Source organism: Paenibacillus albidus (assembly GCF_014644435.1).
GTDB classification, from domain to species: Bacteria; Bacillota; Bacilli; order Paenibacillales; family Paenibacillaceae; genus Paenibacillus_AQ; species Paenibacillus_AQ albidus.
Genome location: NZ_BMKR01000006.1, coordinates 109,511 through 134,642, shown reverse-complemented (window position 1 = coordinate 134,642; position 25,132 = coordinate 109,511). Strand labels below are relative to the sequence as shown.

Genomic DNA, 25,132 nt, shown 5'->3' with positions numbered 1-25,132 from the left:
ATTGTTCAACTGCGCCCGCCAAGCTACACTGGGATTAAGCAAGAACAAGGGAGCGGGGGCAGGCGATAATGAAGTTGAGCGGAAGCCTTTTTCAAAAAGCATTGATTGACGGAGACTACAGCCCGCGATTTTTTGCTTATTATTACAAGCAGTGGACCGGCTACCGGATGTCTTATCACCAGCATGATTCAACAGAAATCATGTATCTGATCTCGGGGGGCTGTGTTGTTGATGTCATGTCCGGTGAAGGCCGGGAAGACAGCTTTCGCCTTAAGCGCGGAGAACTCATCATCCTGGATGCCAACATCCCGCACAGGCTTATTGTGGAAGAAGGCACCTCGTGCCGCATGCTGAACGTGGAATTTGGATTCTCGGAATACGGTGGGGTGGCTCCATCCGTAGGCAGGCTGGCCAGGCAGGAGGAGGTTGTGGCTGAACTGCTGCAGAATCCTTTTACCAGTCTGGTGCTGCCCGATCCCGAAGACATTTATTATGTGCTGAAAAGCCTTGTGCTGGAGCTCGACCAGCGGCGGACCGGAGAGGGAAGCCTGATCGACCTGCTGTTCTCGGAGCTGCTGCTGCGCCTGGCCCGGCTGCGCCGGGAACAATGGCATGCCAGCCAGCAGCCTGCACAGATTTATGTGCGCCGGAGTATCGAATTTATGCATCAGAACTATGATCAGGCGATTCAGGTGAAGGATATTGCAGCGGCAGTCAGCCTGCATCCCGGTTACTTGCACCGGATATTCAAGGAGCACACCTCCCGGACGTTAACCGATTATTTGACCATGCTGCGTATGGAGAAGTCTAAAATGCTGCTTGGGCAAAGCGATATCCCCATTGTGGAGATTGCCGATTATGTGGGCATCAGCAGCCGTCAATATTTTCATCTGCTCTTCAAAAAGTACGCCCACTGCACTCCTGTGGAATACAGGAACTCCATAGAGCGCCACAAATGGAATTACGGGGAACAGTCTGGAACGAACATAAGTGAGGATATTTGACATCTTTTTTTAAAAGAGGTCATGATATTGGTTACGCTCACCCTTGCAGCCTTGCTACAATGGACAGGAACAAACCAATTCATGACCGGAGGGTGAACGCCATGTCGTTTAAAGTTGCTTTTATCGGGGCAGGCAGTATCGGATTCACACGCGGATTACTGCGCGATCTGCTGACAGTAGCGGAATTCAAGAATATTGAAGTCTCGTTTATGGATATCAACAGCCACAATCTGGAGATGGTCACAGAGCTGTGCCAGCGGGATATCAGGGAGAACGGCCTCCAGATTCAAATTCAGCCGACGACAGACCGCAGAGAAGCGCTCGAAGGTGCGAAGTACGTATTTTGTACTATTCGGGCTGGCGGGCTGGAGGCGTTTGCGACCGATGTGGATATTCCGCTAAAATACGGTGTTGACCAATGTGTAGGGGATACATTGTGTGCCGGAGGCATCATGTATGGACAACGCGGCATTGCCGAGATGCTGAAGATTTGCCGGGATATCCGGGAAGTAGCGGCACCCGATGTGCTACTGCTCAACTATTCGAATCCGATGGCAATGCTGACCTGGGCCTGCAATAAATATGGCGGTGTGCGCACGGTTGGTCTGTGCCACGGAGTGCAGCATGGCCATCAGCAGATTGCCGATGTCTATGGGCTGGAGAAAAAAGATGTGGATATCATCTGTGCGGGCATTAACCACCAGACCTGGTATATCTCCGCCAAACACGAGGGCAAAGACCTGACAAAAGGGTTGCTGGAAGCCTTTGAGAAACATCCGGAGTTCAGCCGTACGGAGAAGGTACGGATCGACATGCTGCGCCGGTTCGGCTATTACAGCACGGAATCCAACGGCCACCTTAGTGAATATGTGCCATGGTACCGTAAGCGGGCGGATGAGATTATGGACTGGATTGACCTAGGAAGCTGGATTAACGGCGAGACCGGAGGGTATCTGCGGGTCTGCACTGAGGGGCGCAACTGGTTCGAGACCGATTTCCCGAACTGGATGAAGGATCCTGCGCTTGTGTATAGCCGCGAGAACCGCGGTGAAGAGCACGGCTCCTACATTATAGAAGGTCTGGAGACAGGACGGGTCTACAGAGGTCACTTTAATGTGGTAAACAACGGAGTGATCGCGAATCTGCCGGACGACGCGATTATAGAAGCGCCGGGCTACGTCGACCGCAACGGCATTTCCATGCCGGCCGTAGGCGAGCTGCCGCTGGGACTGGCAGCGGTATGTAATGTAAGTATTTCCGTACAGCGGCTCGCTGTGGAAGCCGCCGTCCATGGAGATGACCAGCTGCTGCGTCAGGCCTTTATGCTGGACCCGCTTGTAGGGGCGGTCTGCAATCCGAAAGAGATCTGGCAGATGGTCGACGAGATGCTGGTTGCCGGGGAAAAGTGGCTGCCGCAATACGGCACATCCATCGCCGCAGCCAAGGAGCGGCTCGCTTCCGGGAAGCTTGTGCCAACCCGGGACGGGAATGAGGGGGCGGCGCGGCTGAAAGTGAAGACGGTGGGAGAGATGCAGCAGGACCGCCAGGCTGCGAATAAGAATGCCGGTGAATCCGACAAGGGTAAGGACCGCGAAAAAGTACACTAGGACTTTCACATAAAATAGGAATGGCAAGCCCGCAGATTGGTCTGCAGGCTTGCCATTTTGTGTCTTGTTCTTGTTTTCCTTTTCCGTTTGTGCACAGACCTGGGGATCCGGTTTACACAAGCTCCCTTTTGCCAAAAAAGGTTTTGAGCGCCTGATACACCTCTTTTTTGTCCTTGATGACATAATGCATGAACTGCTCATGCTTCAGATGGCGGTAGGCCGACATCAATGTACTGCTGCGGTTGTACTGGTTGACCTCGCCGTAGCCGAACATATTGCTCCGTTTCAGCAGCTCGCCGATCAGCTTTACACAACGATCGTTGTCGGAGGTCAGGTTGTCGCCGTCCGAGAAGTGGAACGGATAGATATTGAATTTGGAGGGCGGATACCGCTGATCGATAATCTCCAGCGCTTTTTGATAGGCCGAGGAGCAGATGGTTCCCCCGCTTTCTCCGCGGGTGAAGAAATCATGCTCGCTGACCTCCTTGGCCTCCGTATGATGGGCCAGAAAGACGATCTCAACCTTCTCATATTGGCGGCGCAGAAAGCGGGTCATCCAGAAGAAAAAGCTGCGGGCACAGTATTTTTCAAAAGAACCCATCGACCCGGAAGTGTCCATCATGGCAATAATTACGGCATTGGAGTGGGGGATCATAATGTCGTCCCAAGTCTTGTAGCGCAAATCGTCCGGACTGATGCTGTGAATGCCGGGTTGGCCCCGGCCGGCGTTGCGCCGCAGATTCTCCAGCAGTGTACGTTTCTTATCGATATTGGACATCATGCCTTTTTTGCGGATATCGTTGAAAACAATGGATTTGACTTCAATTTCCTCCTGCGACTTGGGCTTCAGCCGGGGGAGCTCCATATCCTCAAACAGGATATCCTCCAAATCCTCCAGGTTCACATCTGCTTCTACGGTGTCCTGGCCGGGCTGATCGCCTGCTTTGTCCCCTTTGCCCGGCTGGGCCGACTGTGAATCCCGCCCCAGCACATCGCCAACCTGGCTTTCGCCGTCTCCCTGCCCTACATGCTTTTGCTTGCGGAAATTATAAATGATCCGGTATTCATCCAAACTGCGGATGGGTACCTTCACGATTTGCTTGCCGCCCGACAAAATGATATTTTCTTCGGTCACGAGGTCAGGCATATTCCCCCTGATGGCTTCTTTAACTTTTTGCTGATGACGCTCCTGATCCTGATGGCCTTTGCGGTGAAGAGACCAGTCTTCTTTGGATACCACAAACGTAAAGGGGCCGGGTGAATGCGACAGGATGACCACCTCCCATGGATTATGAACCGGTGCGAACCTAGCCGTATGAAACGAATGATTCCTGCTGCAAGCAAGTGCTGTAACTAAAGTATATTCAAGGGGGCGGGGGATATGTGACCGGAACGGATAATCCCGTGGTTACTCTATGTACGGACCGCTGAGCGGACAATAGTTATCCGCTCCTTTAGGGTTACAGGGAGCAGTTCTGGTGAAGGGTAATAAGGTGCCCGGGATAATTTTTTGCAACCTTGGGTACGGGTTGCGCGTTTATATAGGTAACTATGCACGTATAAAACGTATACAACCAGATCAATTGGAGGAGGCAGACAACATGACTTTTCAACGATCATTACCTTCCATGGCGGCAGTCGCCGTATTGGCGCTGGTATTAACTGCTTGCAGCGGAAATACACCAGCCGATGCTCCTGGAGAAACAGATGCACCCGCATCGCCTGCACCAACAGCAGCTGTGGCACCGAGTCCATCGCCAAGTGCGGAAGCGCAGCTCCTTAAAGGCACAGGCATTTTTGTCGGGCAAATTGATAATCATTCTGTAGAAATTGAGACAAAGGAAGGCCCGACCGCTTTTGAGCTCGGTGAAGGGCTGGAGAATGCGGCGGACGACCTCAATACAGATGATCCGGTAGCTTTTGAATATATAGAGAAAGCAGTAGGAGAGGACCCCTCTGTGAAGCAGCGCGTGTTGTCCAAGCTCGTGCTGATGAATGACGAAGGGGCTAGTCAGTCCCCGGCAGCAGGAGTGTTGCCTGAAACCAAGGTGATGAAGCTTTCGCTGGAAGGCTCTGAGGAAGAAAAGACAGCCAAGCTTGCCACAGCCGAGGGGTATGCCCTGTATGTATTTGATATCTTCAGCTTTGATGCCCCGAACAATAAACTGGCGATGAAAGTGGACGACGGGTATTATGCAGAGATTACCAAGCTGCCGTCCGATTTCAATCTGGATTATTTGAAGGAAGAGGGAACGGAGGCGCTTAAAGAGACCGGTGAGGTTCTGGCGCTGGAAGGAGACAAACGTCCGGAGGCCATGGCAGACGCCCGGCTGTATTTGAGTGCTACCGGCTCCAAGCTGACCCGGCAGTATATCGTCAAGGAAATTGAAGGACAAGGTTATGTGTTTATCCTGAATATTCCGCAGCGGGAAGCTTCGGAAGGGTTTGGACCGCATGTCTTTGCCTCGCTGAACTCCATCGTGACCCAATAGGCTGCCTTCATTATTCAAATTAGGAGTCTGTCCCATAAGTAGATTATCTACAAGCATAGACAGACCCTTTTCATGCTCAAAACCGTAAAAGTCAACAGAGCGGCGATCCTCTTGTTATTGGAGGATCGCCGCTCTGCGTTTTTGGTCACAATGTGTAAACTGGCTTATGCGAGCTTTTTTATTGTACTACACAATGATTGGGTTTGAATGGTAGATTTATTATTTAGAATAGGGCGTAACGCCCTTTGTATACAGGTTGTCCACTAACTTGAAAAATTCTTCTGACGATAAATCCTTTTGTCGCTGGAGCCAAAGACGAAATAAAGAAAGGGATGTTGAGAGGTAAAACTCAATCAAGTACGGCGTTATGGAATGGTTTTGCGGAAAGTTAAATTCCAATCTATCCAAGGTGATTTCTCTTTTTAAGCGTTCTAAAAAACGAGTGCTTCCATAATCGCCCAGGAGGGCATTGAGAATCGAGAGATACTCCCTTTTGTCCAAACAATGGAGCGCATTTTGGACCGTGTGCATAGATAACGCTTTATTCGCCAATTCTTCTTTTATGTAGTTCAATAAATTATTTTCAACAAAGTCTAACAGTTCGTAAATATCAGAAAAGTATTGATAAAATGTACTGCGGTTATATCCTGACTTCTTCGCAAGCTCTTGAATGGAGATTTTTTCAATCGGCTTTTGGCTATATAACTCACAAAAAACATCTATAAAAATTTGTTTTGTTTTCTCCGTTGTTTCGGGCTGCTTTTTCATTTTATACTCCTATTCGAACAAGAATATCATCCGACAAATAATAAAAAACTGATGGTTGATAAAGGAATAATAAAGATCTACGATCACATTATACAACATGTTGTCTGATGATTAAAAGAAAATGTTGAAAAATAGGGGTGGTTTTATGTCAGCAAAACAAAATAGAGTTTTAATTTTTGGTGCAGGTGTTATAGGCAGCGCATACGCAATCAAATTCATTGAAGCAGGGATTGACGTCACTCTGTTTGCACATTCTAATAGATTTACAACATTGAAAGAAAATGGCCTGCAATATAATGGAAAAGGTGCGGTTAAATCTATAAAAGTAAATGTCATTGATACGCTTGAAAATGATGATGTATATGATTTTATTTTCGTTACAGTTCGTTACGATCGATCCGAATCAGCGTTGTTAGCATTAAAAGACAATCAAAGCAAAAATATTGTTACGATGATTAGCAATTCAATTGGATTTTCTTCGTGGCTGGATATTGTTGGAGATAGACTTTTACCAGCTTTCCCCGGTGCCGGCGGACAGATTAAAGATGGAATTTTGTATGCCCGGTTTCCACCAAAGGTCCTAGTGGCTACTATGTTTGGAGAAATTAGTGGTTTAGTGACAGAACGTACAGAAAACCTCGCAAAATTATTTAAAACAGCAAAACTTCCCTACGCAATTAATCAGGATATGAAAGCTTATCTAATCACACATTCAGTATCTGACATTGCTATGATTAGTGTTTTACATTCTGAAGATAAGATCATTGATGAAAAAACAGCTAAAACCAGAAAAAAGGCACATAAAATAACAATCACTTTAAAAACGTATTTAAAGGCAATCCAAAAAGCTGGCATTGCTATTAATCCATCTGCACTTAAAATTGTGCTTAAATTCCCTAATTTGATTTTGGATTTTTTCTTTATGATATGGCTACGGACTAAAATGGTTAAGGATATGATGTTGCCGGATTATGCGAGTAGAGCAAACAATGAAGTTGTGCAGTTGAATAACGATTTATTGAAGTTTTTAAATCAAAATGATATCGATCTGGAAATACATGCTTAGTGATTTCCGTTCGTTCAAAATAAGCACACGCTTATACGCCGAGAAAAAGCGTTGCCTACAGGATCAAAACGACATCATAACGGTCATCCACGAGCATCAATTGAAAAAAATCGCAGTTGCGACTCTAGCGTCTGGGCCAGTGTTCAAGTTTCTCACTGCTGATCCCGCCAGACTCGCCAAGTTCGCTCAGGTCCTGGCCTTATGCTTACGAACAGCTTGGCCCCACACGAAGGTGTAGCGATTCACGTGGGCCCCGATCTTGGTGCCGTCCACAAAGAAATGCTCCAGAGAGATGTACTTTTCGCCGTCCAGGAACTGAAGGAACGCAGTGAATACGGTTTCGAGGACATCTTTCATCCGCTGGGAGCGGAAACGGTTGATTGTGCGAAGATCCGGGCACTGCCGTCCCGCCAACCCCATGAAAGGAATGTTTTCCTGGGGTAGCTTTGGCGATTTGCCGAGAGGAATAGATGCGCTGGGTGTAGGGCGTAAATAATGACTTGTGAAGCATTTTGGGAGGGTAACTGTCGCAGCCACTGCCGGGATAGGCAACGTCAAAGATGGCGTCGTCGAGCCGATTCACGGCGGCATTTACGACACGGACGAGGTGATGTTCTGGAAGGTCTAACTCCACAAAACAGGGGGGCCCCAAAGCCATTTACATAGCTTACGGGACACCCCTGTTTTGTGTTTGGGGGGCACTTCGCCTCCCGGGTTACATCGCCCCGGCGTTGACTAGTACTGCTGAAACCATCAGCATGAACAGCAGAATAATCACCCCGTTGAGAATGGTGCCTAGGATGCCGAATATTTTGCGGCGGCCCCGCAGTGAAATCCCGATAATGCCAACGATCACTCCGATGACGTTCAGAGCGATAAGACCCAGCACCGCCATTCCGAGTGTCATGATCGACTCGGAGGTTCGGACAGTAAGATTATCCGTTTCATTCATTATGGCACCGGCCATGCTTCCGGCAATCATAAACGTGATGATATAGCCGACCAGCGTTACCAGGCTGATTGTAAAAGAGGTTATGCCCGGTCCGGAATGCTTAAGCCCATACCTCTCTTCTTGATAGGGCGAGGGAGCCTCGGTGTAAAGCGGGCTAAAGCCTCCGGCCGGATCAGGAGGGGATTCCGCCTGCTGGGCGGCCTCATCCTGCGGGTCAGCCTGTTTGTCAGACTTGGATAGATAGTTAGGGTCCATGGTCTACACTCCTTGACAGATGATATTGAATGATTAGTTCCTACTTTTTCATACCCTGAAGCCAAAAGCAAGCATCAGAATGAAGATTATTTCCATAACGAGGGTGGATATCAGCCTTGGCGATACGTTAAGATAGGAGGAGTCCATTATGAAGGAGAGGTCCATCATGCAACGAGCTTTTATCGCCTGGGGGGCTGTGCTCTCCATGCTGGCCGTAGCCATAGGCGCATTTGGGGCACATCTGCTGGAACCGGTAATCAGCGAGCATTATATGAAGGTCTACGAGACAGGCGTGCAATATCACATGTTTCATGCCCTTGGTCTGATTCTGATTGCCCTGATCGCAGGACAGTGGGGAGAAAGTGCCCGGCTGCGCTGGGCCGGGCGGCTCCTGGGAACGGGAATCGTACTTTTCTCAGGAAGTCTGTACGTGCTGAGCATTAGCGGAATCAAAGTGCTGGGTGCCATTACGCCTCTTGGCGGAGTGTGTTTTATCGCCGGCTGGTTATGCCTGACTCTGGAGGCAATTTCACGCAAGCGCGCATAATCGCACAGAAGTGGTGACTGTCCAGATACAACCTGCCGAAAGTGCAGTTGTGCAAATAAACAAAGCAGCGATTCTCCGGATAACGGGAGAATCGCTGCTTTGTTTCGTAGTGCACAGATTAATCGAATTCATCAATTTCATTCAAATTGAAGGTATAAACCTGCTTCTCATCCACATGGTAGACACTAATCGAATTAGCCGCTTCATCAAAATTAAGAATGCGGCAAGGCATGGACACTTGCTGGCCCCGGCGGTTTGTTCTCAAGCGCACCAGCTGGTTATTTTGAATGAAGGTCCGGAGCTTGCCGTAAGCATCAGCGGGTGTTTCATGGGCGGCTGGCCCTTTAGGGGGCCCGGGTTGTTTTTTGGTCTCTTTTGCCGGCAATTTTAAGGGTGCGGGAGGGGGACTCTCCTGTTGCAATGCCAATTTGGCCGAACGGAGAAGACTGTCAATGCTTCTCCCTAATTCAAGACCGGAATTGATTTTGAAATCTGTGGTCTTGTCATTGTTATTCAACATTTCAAGCAAATATTGCAGAGCAAGCGGATTGGTACGGGCATTAATCAGAATATCGACGTTGAAAAGATAATTCCCGTCCGTGTTTTGCAGTTTTTTGTCCATATATCCCCCAGCTAGTCGTTAGAAACGATACTTTAAATATTAATAAACTTCTTAAACTATACCACTAAACAAAACAGAATCATATACCCTGACCCTATGTAAATTAGGTCCTATGAACCTTGCTTTTAAGCAGTGGCACGGGACTTCTGTCCACACCCCGGCAGGCACGGACGCATACACATACAACGTGGATCACGAAATTTCAAGGAGCTTTGTTGCCAAGTGATTAGGAGGTGCTGTTACATTGGTTACCATGGAGCCTATCCAGGTAGGGAATCAGGTGCTGATCGGAGTCGAAGTCAAGCTGCCCAAAACAACACTGCTGTCCATCAGCACAAGCCGGGGCTATATTATGTGCGGTGCGCTGGATGTAGGGCTGCTTAATGAGAAGCTTGCAGACCGCCAGATCATTGCTGCCCGGGCGGTGGGGGTCCGCACCCTGGAGCAGCTGCTCGCAGCCCCTATGGAGTCCGTTACACATGCGGCAGAAAGCTTGGGCATTGTACCCGGAATGAGCGGGTCCGACGCCCTGCTGCGGATGCTGTAAGAGCTTTATGCAAGCGGCGTACAGCCGCCACAAATCTAACGAGGCCCGGGTGGGCCTCTTTTTTCATGGATAAGGAAACGGATACCTGACATAAGACAAGCTTTGGAGGCAAATGCTGAAGCTATGTAGGGTACAGGCACAGCCGAAAGGGGGCTGTTTCCAGGGGTCCCCTTGATTCGTCCCGGGCAGACAAGGGTAAAATAAGTATAGACAACTGCAGGCCGGATGAAGACGTGCAGCCGGCTAAATTAATGGACAAGGAAGGGATAAACTCATGGCTAAAGCATCCAATAAAGTAAACGCAACATCACTGGAACAAATATTAAACCGTCAGGTGGCTAACCTGAATGTCATGTATGTGAAGCTTCATAATTATCACTGGTATGTGAAAGGAGAGCAATTTTTTGCCCTCCACGTAAAATTTGAAGAGCTGTATGATGAAGTTACTCTCAAAATGGACGAGGTGGCCGAGCGTCTCTTGAGCATCAAGGGAACTCCGGCTGCAACGATGAAGGAATATCTGGAGCTGTCTTCCATTCAGGAAGCAACCGGCAAAGAAGATACGCGGGGAATGGTTCAGTCCCTGATTGAAGACTTTGCCACCCTGTCGGAAGAAATGACTGAAGGTATTGAGGTAGCAGAACAAGCCGGCGATCAGCCGACTGCTGACCTGTTCACTACGATCCGCAATGACCTGGAGAAACATCAATGGATGCTGCGTTCTTTCCTGGGCTGATCCGAAAGCGGCAGGCTTCGGCTGCTGTTACGAAACGAATCACCGAATACCAAATACAGACAAAGCCTCCTTCGGGAGGCTTTTATTTTTTAATTGATAATGGTTATCAATAATGTTATATTGTTTACTAGTAAACAAATTGGTCAAACGATTTGTAGTCATCTGCAGGTAACTATATAATGCTTGTGAGATGGAACATGAATACAAGGTAAGGGGGAATGCTAGGATGAACATGAATCCTGTGGCTCTTAAGGAATGGGCTTCTGCGATCAACACGCTGACAGAGGGCCGGCAGATTATATTGCTCCGCAAGGGGGGGATTGAGGAAGAAACCCGTCGTTTTGAGCTAAAAAGCCATTCTTTCTATTTATACCCCACTTTTGAGCATCAACGCACCGATTTGGTTAAGAAGGAATACCGCTCTTTTGTGGAACAATCTCTCGCTGATTTCAGACCTAATGCCCCCACAGTCAGATTGACAGCTTATGCAGAAGTGGCTGCAGATCTGGAGGTTCACACCCTGGAGCAGCTCGGGCTGCTGTATCCTTATCATATGTGGACGGAGGGGCTGGCATCGGAAAGGCTGCGCTGGAAGGCCCAAGATCCGCTGCATGTGCTGCTGCTTCGTGTATATTTGCTGGATGAGCCTGCCGAGATTCGGGTGCTGCCGGAGTATTCGGGCTGCCGTTCCTGGATTGAGCTGACGCCGCCTCCGGAGGCCGGGAGTCTGAAACCGGTGCTTAGCGATGAGGAGTTTGGGCGTAAAGCCCAAGCGATCGGATCCTTACTCGGGCAGCCTTAAGCGGAGAACAGCGTGGTTTTGTGACAAAGCGGCGGGAAAAATGTAAAACCGTGTTTGTAAAAATAAAGCCTTTGTAATAAAATTAATGAGAATCATTGATAATCACTGGGATTCAATTTATAATAATTATAATGTGATATAAAATCTAATTGTGCTGGCAATCAGGGAAGACCTGTTACAATACAACTTTCTGATTTCGCAAATCGATCAATGGAGGGAATAATAATTATGGCAGCAGATTTTGTCATTGAGGGACTGAAAGCGACGATTGAAGGAAAAGAAATTCTGAAGGGGATCAACCTTCAAATGAAGGGTGGCGAAATCCACGCCATCATGGGACCTAACGGTACAGGGAAAAGTACGCTTGCTTCAGCACTTATGGGACATCCCAAATATGAGGTAACCGAAGGTACGGCAACCCTGGAAGGCGAAGACCTGCTGGAGATGGCTGTAGACGAACGTGCCCGCGCCGGATTGTTCCTTGCGATGCAGTACCCAAGCGAAATTTCCGGAGTGACGAACTCCGACTTTCTGCGCAGTGCCATTAACTCCCGCCGGGAAGAAGGCAAAGAAATTTCCCTTATCCGTTTTATCCGTCAAATGGAAGCGAAGATGAAGGAATTGGACATGAACCCCGAGTTCCTGCACCGCTACCTGAACGAAGGTTTCTCCGGCGGCGAGAAGAAACGTAACGAAATTCTGCAAATGATGATGCTGGATCCGAAAATCGTTATTTTGGACGAAATCGACTCCGGTCTTGATATTGATGCTCTCAAAATTGTAGCTGACGGTGTAAACGCCATGCGCAGTGAAGAACGCGGCTTCCTGGTTATTACCCACTACCAGCGTCTGCTTAACTACATTAAGCCTGACTTTGTGCACGTGATGATGCAGGGCAGAATCGTGAAATCCGGTGGCCCTGAGCTGGCCCAGCGTCTGGAAGCGGACGGATATGAATGGATCAAGGAAGAACTCGGCATTGAAGACGAAACTGTAGGGCAAGAAGCGTAAGAGACGCCAGGAAGGAGGAGACCAATTTATGACGACGCAAACCATTCTTCCGGTGGACGCCCAGCGCCTTAGCGAATTATCGCAAAGCAGCGGCGAACCGGGCTGGCTGAAAGAAAGCCGCTTGAAAGCACTGGAACTGGCAGCAGGCCTTTCGCTGCCTAAACTGGAAAAAACACGGATAGACCGCTGGAATGTCAACAACTATGGCAGCTATAAAGCCAGCCAGCCATTGACAGCATTGAACGAGGCCCCTGCTTCTATTGCTGAGCTCGTAAAGGATCAGGAAAAAGGCAACTTGATTATTCAGCGCAACTCGGGTGTGGTCTATGCCCATCTTGCGCCGGAACTGGCGGCACAGGGCGTGATCTTCACGGACCTGGCCACTGCGGCTCAAGAGCATGGCGATCTGGTTCAGCGTTATTTGCATAAAGCTGTGCAGCCGGATGAGCATTCCATAGCGGCACTTCATGCGGCGCTGTGGAACGGTGGAGTATTCCTTTATGTGCCTAAGAATGTTGTCATCGAGGAGCCGCTTCAGGCGGTATTGCTGACGGATGATGCGGAAGCGGCTTTTGTTCCACATATTCTGGTCGTGGCTGACACGAACAGTGCAGTGACTTATGTAGACAACTATGTTTCGGACAAAACGGAAGCCGGGCTGCATAATGGTGCGGTGGAAGTATTTGTGGGAGCCGGTGCAAAAGTCCGTTATGCGACCGTGCATCAGCTTGGCGTGGATACCACAGACGTGACTTACCGCCGGGCCGTTGTAGAGAACGATGGAACCATCGAGTGGATCGTCGGTGAGATGAACTATGGTGATACCGCAAGTGACACCAAGTCCGTGCTGAAAGGCAACGGATCCAGCTCCGACGCCAAGGTTATCGCTGTAGGTTCCGGTTCACAGAAGCTTAACTACACTACACAAGCACAGCATTTTGGCAAAAATACGCCAAGTGACATGATCACACGTGCGGTAATGCGGGATGCGGCTACTTCCATTATTAACGGTATTACCAAGATCGAGAAGGGTGCCACCCGCGCTGACGGACAGCAAACGGAAAAAGTGTTGATGCTGAGTCCAAAAGCCCGCGGTGATGCGAACCCGATTCTCCTGATCGATGAGGATGATGTTACAGCAGGCCATGCCGCTTCCGTAGGACGGGTCAATTATGAGCAAGTGTATTATCTGATGTCCCGCGGAATTACACGGCATGATGCGGAAACACTGATCATTTACGGCTTCCTGGCTCCCGTAGTGTCGCAAATTCCACTGGAGGGACTGCGCAATCAGCTCCAATCTCTTGTGGAAAGGAAGTTAGGCCAATGATTAGCAGCACCATCCGGGAGCAGTTTCCCATTCTGAACCAGGATATCAATGGACATCCTCTGGTTTATCTTGACAACGCGGCGACTTCACAGAAGCCGCGTCAAGTCATTGAAGCGGTCAAATCCTATTACGAGTGGGATAACGCCAATGTACACCGGGGAGTTCATACGCTGGGCAGCCGGGCAACGGACGCTTATGAGGGAGCCCGCGAGAAGCTGGCCAGATTCATCAATGCCCGCAGCACCAAGGAAATCATCTTTACACGCGGGACAACAACCGCTCTGAATATGGTGGCATCCTCTTATGGGGCTGCAAATGTGGGTGAAGGCGATGAAATTGTGCTGACGCTGATGGAGCATCACAGCAACCTGATTCCATGGCAGCAGCTTGCCAAAAGAACAGGTGCGACGTTGAAATATATTCCGCTTCAGCAGGATGGCAACATTACACTTGCCGATGCCGAAGCAACGATTACGGATCGCACCAAGATTGTGGCGATCGCTTATGTCTCCAACGTGATGGGTGTTACCCATCCGGTGAAGGAACTGGCCGAGATTGCCCACCGTCACGGTGCGGTCATTGTCGTTGACGGGGCACAGAGCACTCCGCATATGAAGGTGGATGTGCAGGATCTGGATTGCGACTTCTACACCCTTTCCGGGCATAAAATGTGCGCTCCAACCGGTATCGGTGCCCTATACGGCAAAAAGGCCTTGCTCGAAGCCATGGAGCCTGTAGAATTCGGCGGCGAGATGATTGATGATGTGGGTCTATATGAATCCACATGGAAGGAACTCCCTTGGAAGTTCGAGGGCGGGACCCCGATCATCGCCGGTGCGGTCGGGCTGGGCGCAGCCGTAGATTTCCTGCAGGAGATCGGCATGGAAGCCATTCACCAGCATGAGAAACAGCTTGCAGCCTATGCGGAGCAGCGGCTGGCCGAGATAGACGGCCTGAATGTCTTTGGTCCCCGGGGCCGCGGGGTTGGAGTTGTAACCTTTAATCTCGGGGATGTACACCCGCATGATGTCGCAACTGTGCTGGACGCACAAGGCATCGCTATCCGGGCCGGGCATCACTGCTGCCAGCCGCTGATGCGCTGGCTGCAGGTCAGCTCAACGGCACGGGCCAGCTTCTACCTGTACAACACTGAACAAGACGTAGATCGGCTGGTCAGTGCTTTGATCAAGACAAAGGAGTATTTTGCCGATGAACTTGGATGATTTGTACAGACGCGTGATTATGGACCATTACAAAAATCCCCGGAACCGTGGCTCATTCGAAGATGACGCCCTAAAGATTGAGCTGAATAACCCCACCTGCGGCGACCGTATTACGCTGCAGCTGAAGGTAGAGGACGGCATTGTCAAAGATGCGCGTTATAGCGGTGAAGGCTGTTCGATCAGCATGTCGTCGGCTTCCATGATGACAGAAGCGGTCAAAGGCAAAACCGTAGCGCAGTCGCTTGAACTGGCGAACCGCTTCTCGGACCTGATGAAGGGTGAAACGGTGGATTTTGAAGACTATGAAGATATAGAAGCCCTGTCCGGTGTAAATAAATTTCCGGCGCGGATCAAATGTGCCACCTTGGCCTGGAACGCGCTTCGCAAAGGAATAGACGAGGAACAGCAACACCAATAACAACAGAAACAAGGAGGCTGACACCATGGCTAAGAAAGCGCCTGATATGGAAGAATACCAGTACGGGTTCCGTGATGAGCACAAGTCGATATTCCAGTCTGGTAAAGGCTTGACACCCGAGATTGTCAAAGAGATCTCGAAGATCAAAAATGAGCCGCAGTGGATGCTTGATTTCCGCTTGAAATCCCTGGAGCAATTCTACAAAATGCCGATGCCTAAATGGGGCGGCAATATGGATGATCTGGACTTTGATGAAATTCAGTATTATGTTAGACCTTCCGAGAAACAAGGGAAGACCTGGGAAGAAGTGCCTTCCGAGATCAAGGAGACTTTTGACAAGCTGGGGATTCCTGAAGCAGAACAAAAGTTCCTGGCCGGTGTCTCGGCCCAGTATGAATCCGAGGTTGTTTATCACAGCATGCAGCAGAACCTTGAAGATCAAGGCGTTATTTTTACCGATACCGATACTGCACTGCGCGAGCACCCGGAGTTGTTCCGGAAATTCTTCGGCACCATCATTCCGCCAACGGATAATAAATTTGCCGCTCTGAACAGTGCGGTATGGTCGGGCGGCAGCTTCATCTATGTTCCCAAAGGCGTGAAATGTGAAGTGCCTCTGCAGGCTTACTTCCGTATCAACTCCGAGAACATGGGTCAATTCGAACGGACGCTGATTCTGGCCGATGAGGACAGCTTTGTGCATTACGTTGAAGGCTGTACCGCTCCTATCTACAGCACGAATTCCCTGCACAGCGCCGTGGTTGAAATCCTGTGCATGAAGAATGCACGCGTTCGTTACACGACCATTCAGAACTGGGCACCAAACATCTACAACCTGGTGACCAAACGTGCGGTGGCCGAAGAGAACGCCACAATGGAATGGGTCGATGGCAACATCGGTTCCAAGCTGACAATGAAATATCCTGCGGTAGTACTCAAAGGCCGCGGTGCCAAAGGCTCCGTACTTTCCATCGCGGTAGCAGGCAAAGACCAGCACCAGGATGCGGGAGCCAAAATGATTCACCTGGCGCCGGACACCACTTCAACGATCGTCTCCAAGTCGATCAGCAAACATGGCGGTAAAGTAACCTACCGCGGTCTGGCTTCCTTCGGACGCCAAGCTGAGGGTGCCAAATCAAACATCAAATGCGACACACTCATCCTGGATAACGAGTCCACTTCGGACACGATTCCTTACAATGAGATCATGAACGATAATATTATTCTGGAGCATGAAGCTACTGTATCCAAGGTCTCTGAAGAGCAATTGTTCTATCTGATGAGCCGGGGCCTCACGGAAGCTGAAGCTACACAAATGATCATCATGGGCTTCATCGAGCCGTTCACCAAAGAGCTGCCGATGGAATACGCGGTAGAGATGAACCGTCTCATCAAGTTTGAGATGGAGGGCAGTATCGGCTAACCATCTGAAATCCTTGATATATCAGGCTTTTTGGGGATTTATTGCGAGGGGATTGAGTCGTCGTGCCGATTTTGTGCCGATTCAGTTTCTCTTTTAGTGTAGGAGGCGAACTTCAAAAGTTCGTCTTCTTCTATTTTTTGAGTTATAGACAAGTATGTGTCAGCTGTAGTTTTTATTGTTTTATGACCAAGGCGTTTGGATACAAACAGAAGACTAGCGCCTGATTCGAGGAGCAAAATTGCATGAGTGTGCCGGAATCCGTGAGTTCCCTTATATTCAACCTCGGCTTTAATACAGTAATTTTCAATTGATTCACGCACAGTCGAAGGAGTTAAGTAATTGCCGAGATAGTTTTGGAAAATGATCCCGTCTTTGTTTTGATGAAATGTTAGGCTTTTCAATATAAGGTTTTCTTGTATCGCTTTAAATTCCTCCAAAACCTCCACCGCATCCTTCTCTAATCTAATAGTTCGATAGGAAGATGTGTTTTTCAACGTAGTTACTTTCAGTGCATTGTTATTGTTCCTACTGGTTTGCCTTTCAATGGTTATTCTATCTCCTTTTAAATCTGACCATCTCAACGCTAATGCTTCGCTGATCCGTAGCCCAGACCGACTCAGAAAATACATGAGAGTGTAGTATATAGGATAGCCTTCAAATCGTTGATGTTTGTATTCTTTCATAAAGTCAAGAAGTTTGTTTAATTCAACTAAAGTATGATATTTTACAGCTTCTTTCTTTTTTGTTGAGTCCTTTATAGATACCTTTAATTTATCAGCAAGGTTTTTTTCAAGTATCTCTATTTCATAAACAGCATAATGAATAATACTTTTTATAACCGAAAGGTACTTCGTACAAGATCCGTAAGAATATTTTGGTTCTCCGTTTTCATCCTTCATATCCACGTAAGATTGAATCCAGTCTTTTATTTCAGAGCGACGCATCTTCATGATTCTTTTGTTGCCAAAATAAGGTAGGATGTGTAGTCGTACAATAGTTTCTACCTGTTCAAAAGTAGAGTCTTTCAAATTGGACCGCTTATGCTTCATCCATATCTCAACGACTTCGCTAAATAGCATATTGCGGTCATTTAGGGTTTGGCCGTAGTAAATTCTCTCCTCGACTTTTGCTGCTTCTATCTCAGCTTCTTTCCTAGTTCGGTATGTACCGATACTGAATTCTTCGCCGTCCTTCGAAACGCGAGCTTGCCAATTACCACTTTTTAATTTTCTGAAAGTTGCCATTTTACACCACCATGAGAACATTTGTTCTGTTTTATTGTATGATAAACCACCTTGCGGCAGATAAAGCGCAAATTATATAAAGGTACTATGTAATTCTTTGGGTATGCCGCATCGAAGTAAATAGGCATTAAGAGATTCGTCTTCTTGCATATCGATATTATAGGTAAGTAATCTTAAGGCAAATAAATTTGCCTGTCGTTCGTATTTCCCGGAATTAAAAAATGTGTACTCATCGATCCAAAAACGGCTCAAACCTGGATGCAACCGATCATGACCAAGCTCATGAGCACAAACGATTCTTTGCCAATTTTCGTCCAATTCACTATCTATTACAATAAACCTTCGCCTTAACTTTCTATAATAAAGACCTCTAGTTCCTTCAGGCATACTTACAAACCTTATTAAAATATTTAGTTCACGAGCAATTTCAAACGGATTATTCGTTTTGTATTTTCTAGCAAGTTTGCCTATAATACGCTCCAAGTTCCCTCACCTACTCTTTACTTTTATCTGAGGTGTCATTCTTCCTTGTACGTTTATTTTTACCATACGTTATTTTATTGATTTCCTTTGCTTCCCAAAAAAGACCCGATAGGATATCCATGACTCGTTGACGTTTTTCGCCTTCGATTGGCACACCGTCAAACATTACTGGCTGATCATTTTCAAGCATTTTTTTGAAGTCGGCAATATCCTTAGAAGTAGCCCAATTGGGAGGTGTAACTAAATCCTCTGAAGTCGTTTTCCCGAGAAGAACATTAGGAGTGGTCTTTAAAATATCTGCAATTTTATCAAGGTCTGTACTCGAAGGGATGACACGATCATTTTCTATATGCCCAAAATTAGATCGCCCCATTTTCAATTGTTCAGCAATATTTATTTGCGATAGTCCAAGTTGTTTTCTACGCTGCCGTATTCTTGTACCTAAAGACATAAAGAACCTCCAATGAGTGAAATAAGAATGGTATTTAAAATACTTGACGGTATTTATAATACCGTTTATAATCAGGGTACCAATAACGAAAAGAGGTGAATAGGTTTGAAAGGAACATTAACTAAAAAGCGCGAAAAACTAAAAAAAAGGCGTTTGGAAGAAGGCTTAACACAAGTAGGTCTTGCAAATAAAGTTGGTGTTTCCATAGAGCAAATAAGAAGTTTGGAATATGGAAGAGTAAACCCCAGTTTTAAAGTGATGATGAGTTTATGTGCAGTTTTAAAATGCAAACCGGAAGAAATTTTTTAAACATTAGGGTATTGTTAATACCTCTATTTAAGTATATCTATAGCGATAGGTATTGTCAATACCACTGATTTATTGATGTGGATTTTTTTATATAACTCAGGGTATTTTAAATACCTTTTCGGAGGTGATAGTATGGGCGGTCTTCTTAGTGTGAGTATAGATGAGTCACAAGTCAGGAAAATATGTCTGGAGCGCATAGAAGAAATCATTAAGCAGGTGGATGCGGAGTGCATTTTTTGGGATACGAGCGAACTAAAAAAACGCACCTGCATGAGCTGGAACACAATTAAAGAATCTTTCTTCTTCGACCAAAGATTTCAGAAAATTAAAGTAGGAAACAAATGGTATTATCCGGTACAAGAAACCAAAGCATTCTTAAGGATCTGGCTACTTGAGCAGAAATAAAATATAGGCTGGTGTCGTGTTGGAAACGGATTTACAAATTGCTTATGAAGCTCTATCCAGTGTAGTAACTGCTGGGTTGGATACTGGAGATAAAGTCGTTATGAGAGAAGCTGGGCTCGCTAGAGCAAAGGTACTGGAGTTAAAGTTCATGCTCCAACAACGTGGAGCCAAGCCTCACAGAGTAACATTGAACCGTGTTGAAAATTACTGTTTACCAGTACTTTAGGAAAGGAGAATCACATTGCTCATTGATATTAGCAAAATCAAAGTAACGGATCGCATTCGGCAGGACTTCAGCGGTATCGAAGAACTGGCACAAGACATCCAGGAGAACGGACTGATCAATCCTATAGTTGTTACCTCGGACTATCAGTTAATTGCCGGAGAACGTCGGCTAAGAGCTCACCAGCACCTCGGCAGACAACAAGTTGAGGTAAATGTCATGGAGGTGAGAGATTATGCGCATCACCTTCAACTGGAGATTAGTGAGAATGAACACCGGAGAGATTTCACATTTTCAGAACGGATCGCTTACGGCAAAAAAATCGAGGAACTTGAACGGCTCAAGGCAAAAGAGCGTATGTCTGCATCCGATAAGGAAAGTTTGCCTGAGGGAGACAAAGGTCAAGTCAGAGATATTGTGGCTGAGCAAGCAGGCTTCGGTAGCGGTCGCAATTACGATAAGGCAAAATACATTGCCGAAAACGCCACGTCAGAGATCATCCAAGAGCTTGACGGTGGACTTATCAGTACTCACAAGGCATTTGTTCAGACTAAAGAACGCTTGGAAGCTGCTGAGAAGGCGGCAAAAGAAGCAAATGTGCGAGCGGATGCTGCTGAGAAGGAAAGAGAGAATCTGCGCAAGCAATACAAGGACTCCATTCCTGCTGATCAGTTAGAGGAGGCAGTCAATGCAGCCATAGAGCGCCAGCAGGAAGAACATGAAGCATTTATAGCTCAGAAGGATAAGGAATCTCAGAAGGCGCTCAAGGCGCGTGATGAGAAGTGGAAGAAGGATATCGAGGCTGAACGAGATAAGGCTGAGGAATTGAAGATAGGACTTGATCGAGTCAAAACCGAGATGGAAGAACTGAAGGCCCAGCAACCGGCAGACTTCGACGAGCAATTGGCAGCTCTACAACTCAAGAACCTTCGCTTCCAGGCAGATCAAAATGTGCTTCAGATTAGCGCTCACACCAAATCGTACCTTCAGAAGGTTGGCCTTTCCGCATTTGCGATGGAGACGATCAGTAATGCAAGCGCTGGTGAGAGGAAGCGAATCAACGAGAGTTTGGATATGCTTCAGTCCTTCATAGATCAAATCAGACCTGCTGTAAACGGCAGAAAGGTGGTTGGAAGCAATGGCTAATACAAATGAGCTGCTGGCTGTTGTAGGTCAGCAATTGCAGATGACAGAACAGCAAGGCGCGGCCTTAAGGATGATGTTCGAAGGCCTTGGGTCAATAAGAGCTGAAATTATCGAACATAAAGAAGACGTACAAATGATGCTCCAGGAAGTGCGTGACAGCGTTACGCTGACAGATGCCGAATGTTATCAGGTACAACAGGCCGTTAAGCTCAAGACAGCAGAATTAACCAAGCACCGGTTTAAAGAATCCGATTTGAAATTTAACGAGATGGTCGGCAAGTACCGTCGACTTATCTGGAGTAAGCTGAAGCAACGTTTTGAGGTGGCTAAGTACAGTCATGTACGCCGGATTGATTTCGCTGACGCCATTGAGTTCATCCAGTTTTTTCAACCGGAGGACTACATATGACAATCGATCGGCTGCTTAAACGTAGACAAGTCTGGAAACGAATGAATGAACTTATTGCTTTTGAGAATCGTGGCTTTAAAAGTGATGAAACATCAATGGAAATTGCAGAACTACGAACCTTCTTGCGAACGAGGGAGGGATGAACAATGCCCGTCTTTAAAATTCCTGTAATTTCCATGGGTGAGCAGTTTGAAATGACTCAGGATGGAGAGACGTACTTTCATGCTGTAGCATCTTTGCATGACTCTTTGAATCATGGAGTGCTTCGAGTGGATTTAGTAAGACTGGATTTGACACAGGATCAAACAGCGATTATAGATGCTCTTGATCGTAAACGGAATTTAGAGGTCCGCATCAAGACTTTGCGTCAGTATATCGAAGTGGTTTGGGATATGCCCAGGTTGACTGAGAGGGCAGAACGAGAATTGAAGGATGCGACTAAGGACCTGAAGCAATTGATTGAGGGGATAGAAATAAAAATGACCACGTTGAGGGACGCGGCCATTTAAAGAACATTATTAAAAACTCATTAACAAAATATCATACATTGCCATTCGTGGTCAATATTAGATTATATGTATCACAGCCACTTATACCAAATGAAGGAGTTTGAACGGAAAAATGGCTGAAATTAAATGGATCAAGTTAAGCGTGACGATGTTCGATGACGAAAAAATAAAACTGATTGAAACCATGCCTGAGGCTGACACCATCATTGTTATTTGGGTGAAGCTGTTAGCCCTTGCAGGGCGTTCCAACATGGGTGGGTATATCATGTTAACTGAAACCATTCCCTATACAGAGGATATGCTTGTCTCAATGCTCAACCGCCCTTTGTCAACGATTCGTATGGCATTAGCTACTTTTCAGAAATTCGGAATGTTCGAGCTTTCTGATGATGGTATTTTCTTTTTAACAAATTGGGAGAAACATCAAAACGTTGATGGAATGGACAAGGTGAGATTGCAGACAAATGCCCGTGTTAAGAAACATCGGGATAGCAAAAAAGCTATTTTGTTGGAAGATAGCGAGAAACGTTACTGTAACGTTACAGTAACGGACGGTAACGCAACAGAAGTAGAAGTAGATATAGATAAAGAAAAAGATAACTACTGCTTTAATGGCTCCGCAACATCTGAATCAGATAATCCAAATCATAATAGCCAAGTTGCCGACCTTGCCGGGGATGTCGACTCCTACCGGACAGCTGATGAGATGGATTATAGAAAGCAGATTGTTGACCTGTACCTTTCTCGCAGAGGTAGGGGATTGGATATTTCAAGCAAGGACGAGTCCGCGATTGATGAACTCATTGCAGATGGGGTGCCGATCCACATTGCTCTTGCTGGAGTGTCAAAAGCTTTTGATAAATTCAAACCAAAAAATAAAAGGTCAGAAATCAACAGCCTAAACTACTGCGCAGGAATCATATACGACTTATTTGCGCTAGAAAATAGTCAAAAATCCGGTGATATAGAAAGTTCTGAAGCAACTTCAGATAAGCCGGATTTACCACAAGGAGATGTTCCCTCCGAGGAAGACATACAAAAAATGCTTGCAAACATGAGGTCGAAGCGGGGTGAGTAATTGAAAAGTATGGGCGATGAGATAAAGAGGCTCTTACCGGATAGGTTCTTTGAAAGGAAGGCTGCTCTGCTCAAGCATATTGGAACCCACCCTGAATTCCTGAGATTACAAAGCAAATATCCTGAACTTGTAGACCTGAATAGGGATCTGAGCAGCCTAGGAAATCACATATCTTGCTTTGATCATTGTCAGTCATGTCCAGGTCTTAGCGGCTGTCTGAATGAGTTTCCGGGGCATAGCAGCCATGAAGAGGCTAATGACAAACAGAAGTCGCTGGTCTTCCGGCTTCGGAAATGCCCTAAGCTTCTGGCATATGAAAAGCGCATCGCCAATCAAAGCAGGATTAAGAGTCACAATGTTCCAGCGCACATTGTCGAGGCAACGTTCGAAGATCTTGAGATAGACCAGAGTCGTAGACTTGCCATCTCTGAATGCATCAATTTTTGTTTTAGCTACGAGAAGGGAATCACCTACAAAGGCTTGTACCTATACGGTTCTATGGGCGTAGGGAAAAGTAGAGTAGCTGGAGCTATTGCGAATGAACTGGCAGGAATGGGCGTTGACGTCCTCATGGTGTACGTTCCTGACTATCTTGGAGAGGTCAAGGAGTCCATTTCCACGAATGATGTACAAGCCAAAATAGATGCCTTAAAATCTGTAGATGTTTTGATCCTGGATGACATTGGCGCTGACACTCTATCTTCTTGGACTAGGGATGATGTAATGGGACCCATTTTGCAAAGCAGAATGGAAACGAAGGCCACAATCTATACCAGCAATCTAAACATGAAGGAATTATTCGATTATTTTGTAAGTGTTAAAGACCTGAAGGATCAGCGTGATCGAAAACGGCATGAGGTGAAGGCCACGAGAATTATGGACCGAATCGAACCATTCGTTAAGGTATTGCATGTAGGCGGTAGGAATCGCCGTAGAGATAATTTGCATAACACAGGAGGATAGTCATGAAAATATCAATCGACAAACACATTCTGTATAAACCACTGGAACAGGCAGCAAAGTTTCTACCTTCAAAAACTGTAATTCCAATATTGGGAGAATTGCTTTTTGAAGCTAAGCCTGAAGGTCTTTACATTACTGGCGGAAACGGAATGCAGTTCCTGCGAACAAAAATAGAGCCGGATGATTACCAGTTGATAAAAGCGGGATCAGTAACTATTCCAGGCAGTAGGATTACTGAAATTGTAAAAGCAATGAAGGGTGTAATCGACATCGAAACATCTGGGCATGAAACTGAAATTAAAAGCGGTAGGAAAAAGTATGATCTTCCTAGTCTGGAGGCGGACGAATACCCTGAATTCATCGAAGACCCAGAGGGTGCTTCTGTAGAAATTGAGGGGAAGACGCTGAAAGTATTAGTAAAAGAGACGGCCTATGCTGCATCTGAAAGAGAAGAAACACCAATTTTAACGGGGCTTAGGCTTAGGTTTCAGGACAATATGATTAATGTCACTAGTACAGACCGCCATAGGTTGTCTTCCTCGGTTCAGGTAGCGGATAACGTGCTGGATATGCAAATTATTGTTGGTGCTAAAACAATGTCTGACCTTATGAAACTAATCGCACCTGAGGAAAAAATATCAATAAAGCTTGTTCAATCGAAGCTTGTAGTCGTGACAAAAAACTTTATCTTTTGCTCTCGGGTTTTAGAAGGTGCTTATCCTGATGTTGACCGAATTGTTCCGACGAGCTACCTATCTACAGTTAGGGTAAACCGGGACTCAATGATCGAAGCACTTCAGAGCGTAAAGATCATTGTAAAGGACGAAAAATCAAAGCTTACGAGAATGTATGTGGGAGAGATCATTGAATTAAAAGCTGCAGCTGAAGGTGTGGGGAAAGTCAATGAATTTGTAGATATCATATCTCTTCAGGGAGAAGGATTTAAGGTTGCTTTTAACGGAGAATACGTTCTCGAAGCTGCTGAATCTATTAACTCAAAGGAGATTATCATAGGGTACTCTGGAATGACGAACCCGATCTTAATCAAAGATGCTGATGATGAGCGTAATTATAGAATTGTTCTCCCATATCGAACAACGGAGGTATAA

At 46.7% G+C, this 25,132-nt stretch carries 29 protein-coding genes and 1 pseudogene; 22 read left to right on the top strand and 8 right to left on the bottom strand.

The window, feature by feature from the left end; genetic code table 11:
* Positions 1-74: 74 nt before the first annotated feature.
* Entirely contained in the window at positions 75-1,004 is a 930-nt protein-coding gene (locus IEY53_RS08990; RefSeq protein WP_189024326.1) for an AraC family transcriptional regulator, read from the top strand.
* 101 nt (positions 1,005-1,105) lie between these two features.
* Complete coding sequence (locus tag IEY53_RS08985) at positions 1,106-2,611, top strand: alpha-glucosidase/alpha-galactosidase (protein ID WP_189024071.1); 1,506 nt, start codon at positions 1,106-1,108, stop codon at positions 2,609-2,611.
* A 112-nt stretch (positions 2,612-2,723) separates the two neighbouring features.
* On the opposite strand, the gene yhbH is transcribed toward IEY53_RS08985, so the two are convergent.
* Positions 2,724-3,881, bottom strand: coding sequence for a sporulation protein YhbH (gene yhbH / locus IEY53_RS08980; RefSeq protein WP_189024324.1), 1,158 nt, complete (start codon positions 3,879-3,881; stop codon positions 2,724-2,726).
* Positions 3,882-4,212: 331 nt separating this feature from the next.
* Here yhbH and IEY53_RS08975 point away from each other — a divergent pair, with 331 nt between their 5' ends.
* Positions 4,213-5,103, top strand: a complete 891-nt coding sequence (locus IEY53_RS08975; RefSeq protein ID WP_189024069.1) for a DUF8580 domain-containing lipoprotein — start codon at positions 4,213-4,215, stop codon at positions 5,101-5,103.
* 219 nt (positions 5,104-5,322) lie between these two features.
* Here IEY53_RS08975 and IEY53_RS08970 read toward each other — a convergent pair whose 3' ends face one another.
* The gene (locus IEY53_RS08970; RefSeq protein WP_189024067.1) at positions 5,323-5,871 is read right to left on the bottom strand and encodes a TetR/AcrR family transcriptional regulator; all 549 of its coding nucleotides are present in this window, start codon (positions 5,869-5,871) and stop codon (positions 5,323-5,325) included.
* Between the two features lie 145 nt (positions 5,872-6,016).
* Between IEY53_RS08970 and IEY53_RS08965 the strand changes: the two genes are divergently transcribed.
* Positions 6,017-6,937 carry a ketopantoate reductase family protein gene (locus IEY53_RS08965; RefSeq protein ID WP_189024065.1) on the top strand — a complete coding sequence of 307 codons (921 nt, stop codon included), beginning with the start codon at positions 6,017-6,019 and terminating at the stop codon, positions 6,935-6,937.
* A 192-nt stretch (positions 6,938-7,129) separates the two neighbouring features.
* On the opposite strand, the pseudogene IEY53_RS36280 reads toward IEY53_RS08965, so the two are convergent.
* Positions 7,130-7,595: pseudogene (locus tag IEY53_RS36280) on the bottom strand (transposase); the annotation flags it as partial.
* A gap of 57 nt (positions 7,596-7,652) precedes the next feature.
* On the bottom strand, positions 7,653-8,144 hold the full coding sequence (locus IEY53_RS08955; RefSeq protein WP_189024061.1) for a hypothetical protein: 492 nt from the start codon (positions 8,142-8,144) through the stop codon (positions 7,653-7,655).
* Positions 8,145-8,310: 166 nt separating this feature from the next.
* Between IEY53_RS08955 and IEY53_RS08950 the strand changes: the two genes are divergently transcribed.
* Complete coding sequence (locus IEY53_RS08950; protein WP_189024322.1) at positions 8,311-8,691, top strand: DUF423 domain-containing protein; 381 nt, start codon at positions 8,311-8,313, stop codon at positions 8,689-8,691.
* Between the two features lie 118 nt (positions 8,692-8,809).
* On the opposite strand, the gene IEY53_RS08945 is transcribed toward IEY53_RS08950, so the two are convergent.
* Positions 8,810-9,313 (bottom strand): hypothetical protein, encoded by a 504-nt coding sequence (locus IEY53_RS08945; RefSeq protein ID WP_189024059.1) that lies wholly within the window; start codon positions 9,311-9,313, stop codon positions 8,810-8,812.
* A gap of 244 nt (positions 9,314-9,557) precedes the next feature.
* Between IEY53_RS08945 and IEY53_RS08940 the strand changes: the two genes are divergently transcribed.
* The 8 genes from IEY53_RS08940 (at position 9,558) to sufB (ending at position 16,803) form a co-directional block, all read left to right on the top strand.
* Entirely contained in the window at positions 9,558-9,860 is a 303-nt protein-coding gene (locus IEY53_RS08940; RefSeq protein WP_189024057.1) for a YunC family protein, read from the top strand.
* A 274-nt stretch (positions 9,861-10,134) separates the two neighbouring features.
* Complete coding sequence (locus IEY53_RS08935; protein WP_189024055.1) at positions 10,135-10,596, top strand: Dps family protein; 462 nt, start codon at positions 10,135-10,137, stop codon at positions 10,594-10,596.
* A gap of 226 nt (positions 10,597-10,822) precedes the next feature.
* A complete protein-coding gene (locus tag IEY53_RS08930; RefSeq protein WP_189024053.1) occupies positions 10,823-11,398 on the top strand; it encodes a DUF1802 family protein in 576 nt (191 codons plus the stop codon).
* A gap of 228 nt (positions 11,399-11,626) precedes the next feature.
* On the top strand, positions 11,627-12,409 hold the full coding sequence (gene sufC, locus IEY53_RS08925; RefSeq protein ID WP_189024051.1) for a Fe-S cluster assembly ATPase SufC: 783 nt from the start codon (positions 11,627-11,629) through the stop codon (positions 12,407-12,409).
* Positions 12,410-12,437: 28 nt separating this feature from the next.
* Positions 12,438-13,739: a Fe-S cluster assembly protein SufD gene (gene sufD, locus IEY53_RS08920; RefSeq protein WP_189024049.1), complete on the top strand. Its 1,302-nt coding sequence runs from the start codon at positions 12,438-12,440 to the stop codon at positions 13,737-13,739.
* Positions 13,736-14,962 carry a cysteine desulfurase gene (locus IEY53_RS08915; protein ID WP_189024047.1) on the top strand — a complete coding sequence of 409 codons (1,227 nt, stop codon included), beginning with the start codon at positions 13,736-13,738 and terminating at the stop codon, positions 14,960-14,962. The genes sufD and IEY53_RS08915 overlap by 4 nt, the downstream gene beginning before the upstream one ends.
* Positions 14,949-15,380: a Fe-S cluster assembly sulfur transfer protein SufU gene (gene sufU, locus IEY53_RS08910; RefSeq protein WP_189024045.1), complete on the top strand. Its 432-nt coding sequence runs from the start codon at positions 14,949-14,951 to the stop codon at positions 15,378-15,380. The genes IEY53_RS08915 and sufU overlap by 14 nt, the downstream gene beginning before the upstream one ends.
* Before the next feature lie 25 nt (positions 15,381-15,405).
* A complete protein-coding gene (gene sufB, locus IEY53_RS08905) occupies positions 15,406-16,803 on the top strand; it encodes a Fe-S cluster assembly protein SufB (RefSeq protein ID WP_189024043.1) in 1,398 nt (465 codons plus the stop codon).
* 38 nt (positions 16,804-16,841) lie between these two features.
* Here sufB and IEY53_RS08900 read toward each other — a convergent pair whose 3' ends face one another.
* The 3 genes from IEY53_RS08900 to IEY53_RS08890 form a co-directional block, all read right to left on the bottom strand.
* A complete protein-coding gene (locus tag IEY53_RS08900) occupies positions 16,842-18,047 on the bottom strand; it encodes a tyrosine-type recombinase/integrase (protein ID WP_189024041.1) in 1,206 nt (401 codons plus the stop codon).
* Between the two features lie 72 nt (positions 18,048-18,119).
* Positions 18,120-18,530 (bottom strand): ImmA/IrrE family metallo-endopeptidase, encoded by a 411-nt coding sequence (locus IEY53_RS08895; protein ID WP_189024038.1) that lies wholly within the window; start codon positions 18,528-18,530, stop codon positions 18,120-18,122.
* 10 nt (positions 18,531-18,540) lie between these two features.
* The gene (locus IEY53_RS08890; RefSeq protein ID WP_189024037.1) at positions 18,541-18,981 is read right to left on the bottom strand and encodes a helix-turn-helix domain-containing protein; all 441 of its coding nucleotides are present in this window, start codon (positions 18,979-18,981) and stop codon (positions 18,541-18,543) included.
* A 105-nt stretch (positions 18,982-19,086) separates the two neighbouring features.
* Here IEY53_RS08890 and IEY53_RS08885 point away from each other — a divergent pair, with 105 nt between their 5' ends.
* From IEY53_RS08885 to dnaN, 9 genes are all read left to right on the top strand, one after another.
* Entirely contained in the window at positions 19,087-19,290 is a 204-nt protein-coding gene (locus tag IEY53_RS08885; RefSeq protein WP_189024035.1) for a helix-turn-helix transcriptional regulator, read from the top strand.
* Between the two features lie 132 nt (positions 19,291-19,422).
* Complete coding sequence (locus tag IEY53_RS08880; protein WP_189024033.1) at positions 19,423-19,695, top strand: group-specific protein; 273 nt, start codon at positions 19,423-19,425, stop codon at positions 19,693-19,695.
* 241 nt (positions 19,696-19,936) lie between these two features.
* Positions 19,937-21,064, top strand: a complete 1,128-nt coding sequence (locus IEY53_RS08875) for a ParB N-terminal domain-containing protein (protein WP_189024031.1) — start codon at positions 19,937-19,939, stop codon at positions 21,062-21,064.
* The gene (locus IEY53_RS08870) at positions 21,057-21,473 is read left to right on the top strand and encodes an ORF6C domain-containing protein (protein WP_189024029.1); all 417 of its coding nucleotides are present in this window, start codon (positions 21,057-21,059) and stop codon (positions 21,471-21,473) included. The genes IEY53_RS08875 and IEY53_RS08870 overlap by 8 nt, the downstream gene beginning before the upstream one ends.
* Positions 21,470-21,616, top strand: coding sequence for a hypothetical protein (locus tag IEY53_RS08865; RefSeq protein ID WP_189024027.1), 147 nt, complete (start codon positions 21,470-21,472; stop codon positions 21,614-21,616). The genes IEY53_RS08870 and IEY53_RS08865 overlap by 4 nt, the downstream gene beginning before the upstream one ends.
* Before the next feature lie 3 nt (positions 21,617-21,619).
* Positions 21,620-21,982 (top strand): hypothetical protein, encoded by a 363-nt coding sequence (locus tag IEY53_RS08860; protein ID WP_189024025.1) that lies wholly within the window; start codon positions 21,620-21,622, stop codon positions 21,980-21,982.
* 112 nt (positions 21,983-22,094) lie between these two features.
* Positions 22,095-23,060, top strand: coding sequence for a phage replisome organizer N-terminal domain-containing protein (locus tag IEY53_RS08855; protein ID WP_189024023.1), 966 nt, complete (start codon positions 22,095-22,097; stop codon positions 23,058-23,060).
* Between the two features lie 9 nt (positions 23,061-23,069).
* On the top strand, positions 23,070-24,023 hold the full coding sequence (dnaI, locus tag IEY53_RS08850; protein ID WP_229696055.1) for a primosomal protein DnaI: 954 nt from the start codon (positions 23,070-23,072) through the stop codon (positions 24,021-24,023).
* Positions 24,024-24,025: 2 nt separating this feature from the next.
* Positions 24,026-25,132, top strand: a complete 1,107-nt coding sequence (gene dnaN, locus IEY53_RS08845) for a DNA polymerase III subunit beta (protein WP_189024019.1) — start codon at positions 24,026-24,028, stop codon at positions 25,130-25,132.

Bases quoted from the DNA above. Each gene is read 5' to 3' on its own strand.
- IEY53_RS08985 (WP_189024071.1), top strand. From the start codon at position 1,106: ATGTCGTTTAAAGTTGCTTTTATCGGGGCAGGCAGTATCGGATTCACA.
- IEY53_RS08975 (WP_189024069.1), top strand. From the start codon at position 4,213: ATGACTTTTCAACGATCATTACCTTCCATGGCGGCAGTCGCCGTATTG.
- IEY53_RS08970 (WP_189024067.1), bottom strand. From the start codon at position 5,871: ATGAAAAAGCAGCCCGAAACAACGGAGAAAACAAAACAAATTTTTATA.
- IEY53_RS08965 (WP_189024065.1), top strand. From the start codon at position 6,017: ATGTCAGCAAAACAAAATAGAGTTTTAATTTTTGGTGCAGGTGTTATA.
- IEY53_RS08955 (WP_189024061.1), bottom strand. From the start codon at position 8,144: ATGGACCCTAACTATCTATCCAAGTCTGACAAACAGGCTGACCCGCAG.
- IEY53_RS08950 (WP_189024322.1), top strand. From the start codon at position 8,311: ATGCAACGAGCTTTTATCGCCTGGGGGGCTGTGCTCTCCATGCTGGCC.
- IEY53_RS08945 (WP_189024059.1), bottom strand. From the start codon at position 9,313: ATGGACAAAAAACTGCAAAACACGGACGGGAATTATCTTTTCAACGTC.
- IEY53_RS08935 (WP_189024055.1), top strand. From the start codon at position 10,135: ATGGCTAAAGCATCCAATAAAGTAAACGCAACATCACTGGAACAAATA.
- IEY53_RS08930 (WP_189024053.1), top strand. From the start codon at position 10,823: ATGAACATGAATCCTGTGGCTCTTAAGGAATGGGCTTCTGCGATCAAC.
- sufC (WP_189024051.1), top strand. From the start codon at position 11,627: ATGGCAGCAGATTTTGTCATTGAGGGACTGAAAGCGACGATTGAAGGA.
- sufD (WP_189024049.1), top strand. From the start codon at position 12,438: ATGACGACGCAAACCATTCTTCCGGTGGACGCCCAGCGCCTTAGCGAA.
- IEY53_RS08915 (WP_189024047.1), top strand. From the start codon at position 13,736: ATGATTAGCAGCACCATCCGGGAGCAGTTTCCCATTCTGAACCAGGAT.
- sufU (WP_189024045.1), top strand. From the start codon at position 14,949: ATGAACTTGGATGATTTGTACAGACGCGTGATTATGGACCATTACAAA.
- sufB (WP_189024043.1), top strand. From the start codon at position 15,406: ATGGCTAAGAAAGCGCCTGATATGGAAGAATACCAGTACGGGTTCCGT.
- IEY53_RS08900 (WP_189024041.1), bottom strand. From the start codon at position 18,047: ATGGCAACTTTCAGAAAATTAAAAAGTGGTAATTGGCAAGCTCGCGTT.
- IEY53_RS08890 (WP_189024037.1), bottom strand. From the start codon at position 18,981: ATGTCTTTAGGTACAAGAATACGGCAGCGTAGAAAACAACTTGGACTA.
- IEY53_RS08880 (WP_189024033.1), top strand. From the start codon at position 19,423: ATGGGCGGTCTTCTTAGTGTGAGTATAGATGAGTCACAAGTCAGGAAA.
- IEY53_RS08870 (WP_189024029.1), top strand. From the start codon at position 21,057: ATGGCTAATACAAATGAGCTGCTGGCTGTTGTAGGTCAGCAATTGCAG.
- IEY53_RS08865 (WP_189024027.1), top strand. From the start codon at position 21,470: ATGACAATCGATCGGCTGCTTAAACGTAGACAAGTCTGGAAACGAATG.
- IEY53_RS08860 (WP_189024025.1), top strand. From the start codon at position 21,620: ATGCCCGTCTTTAAAATTCCTGTAATTTCCATGGGTGAGCAGTTTGAA.
- IEY53_RS08855 (WP_189024023.1), top strand. From the start codon at position 22,095: ATGGCTGAAATTAAATGGATCAAGTTAAGCGTGACGATGTTCGATGAC.
- dnaI (WP_229696055.1), top strand. From the start codon at position 23,070: ATGGGCGATGAGATAAAGAGGCTCTTACCGGATAGGTTCTTTGAAAGG.
- dnaN (WP_189024019.1), top strand. From the start codon at position 24,026: ATGAAAATATCAATCGACAAACACATTCTGTATAAACCACTGGAACAG.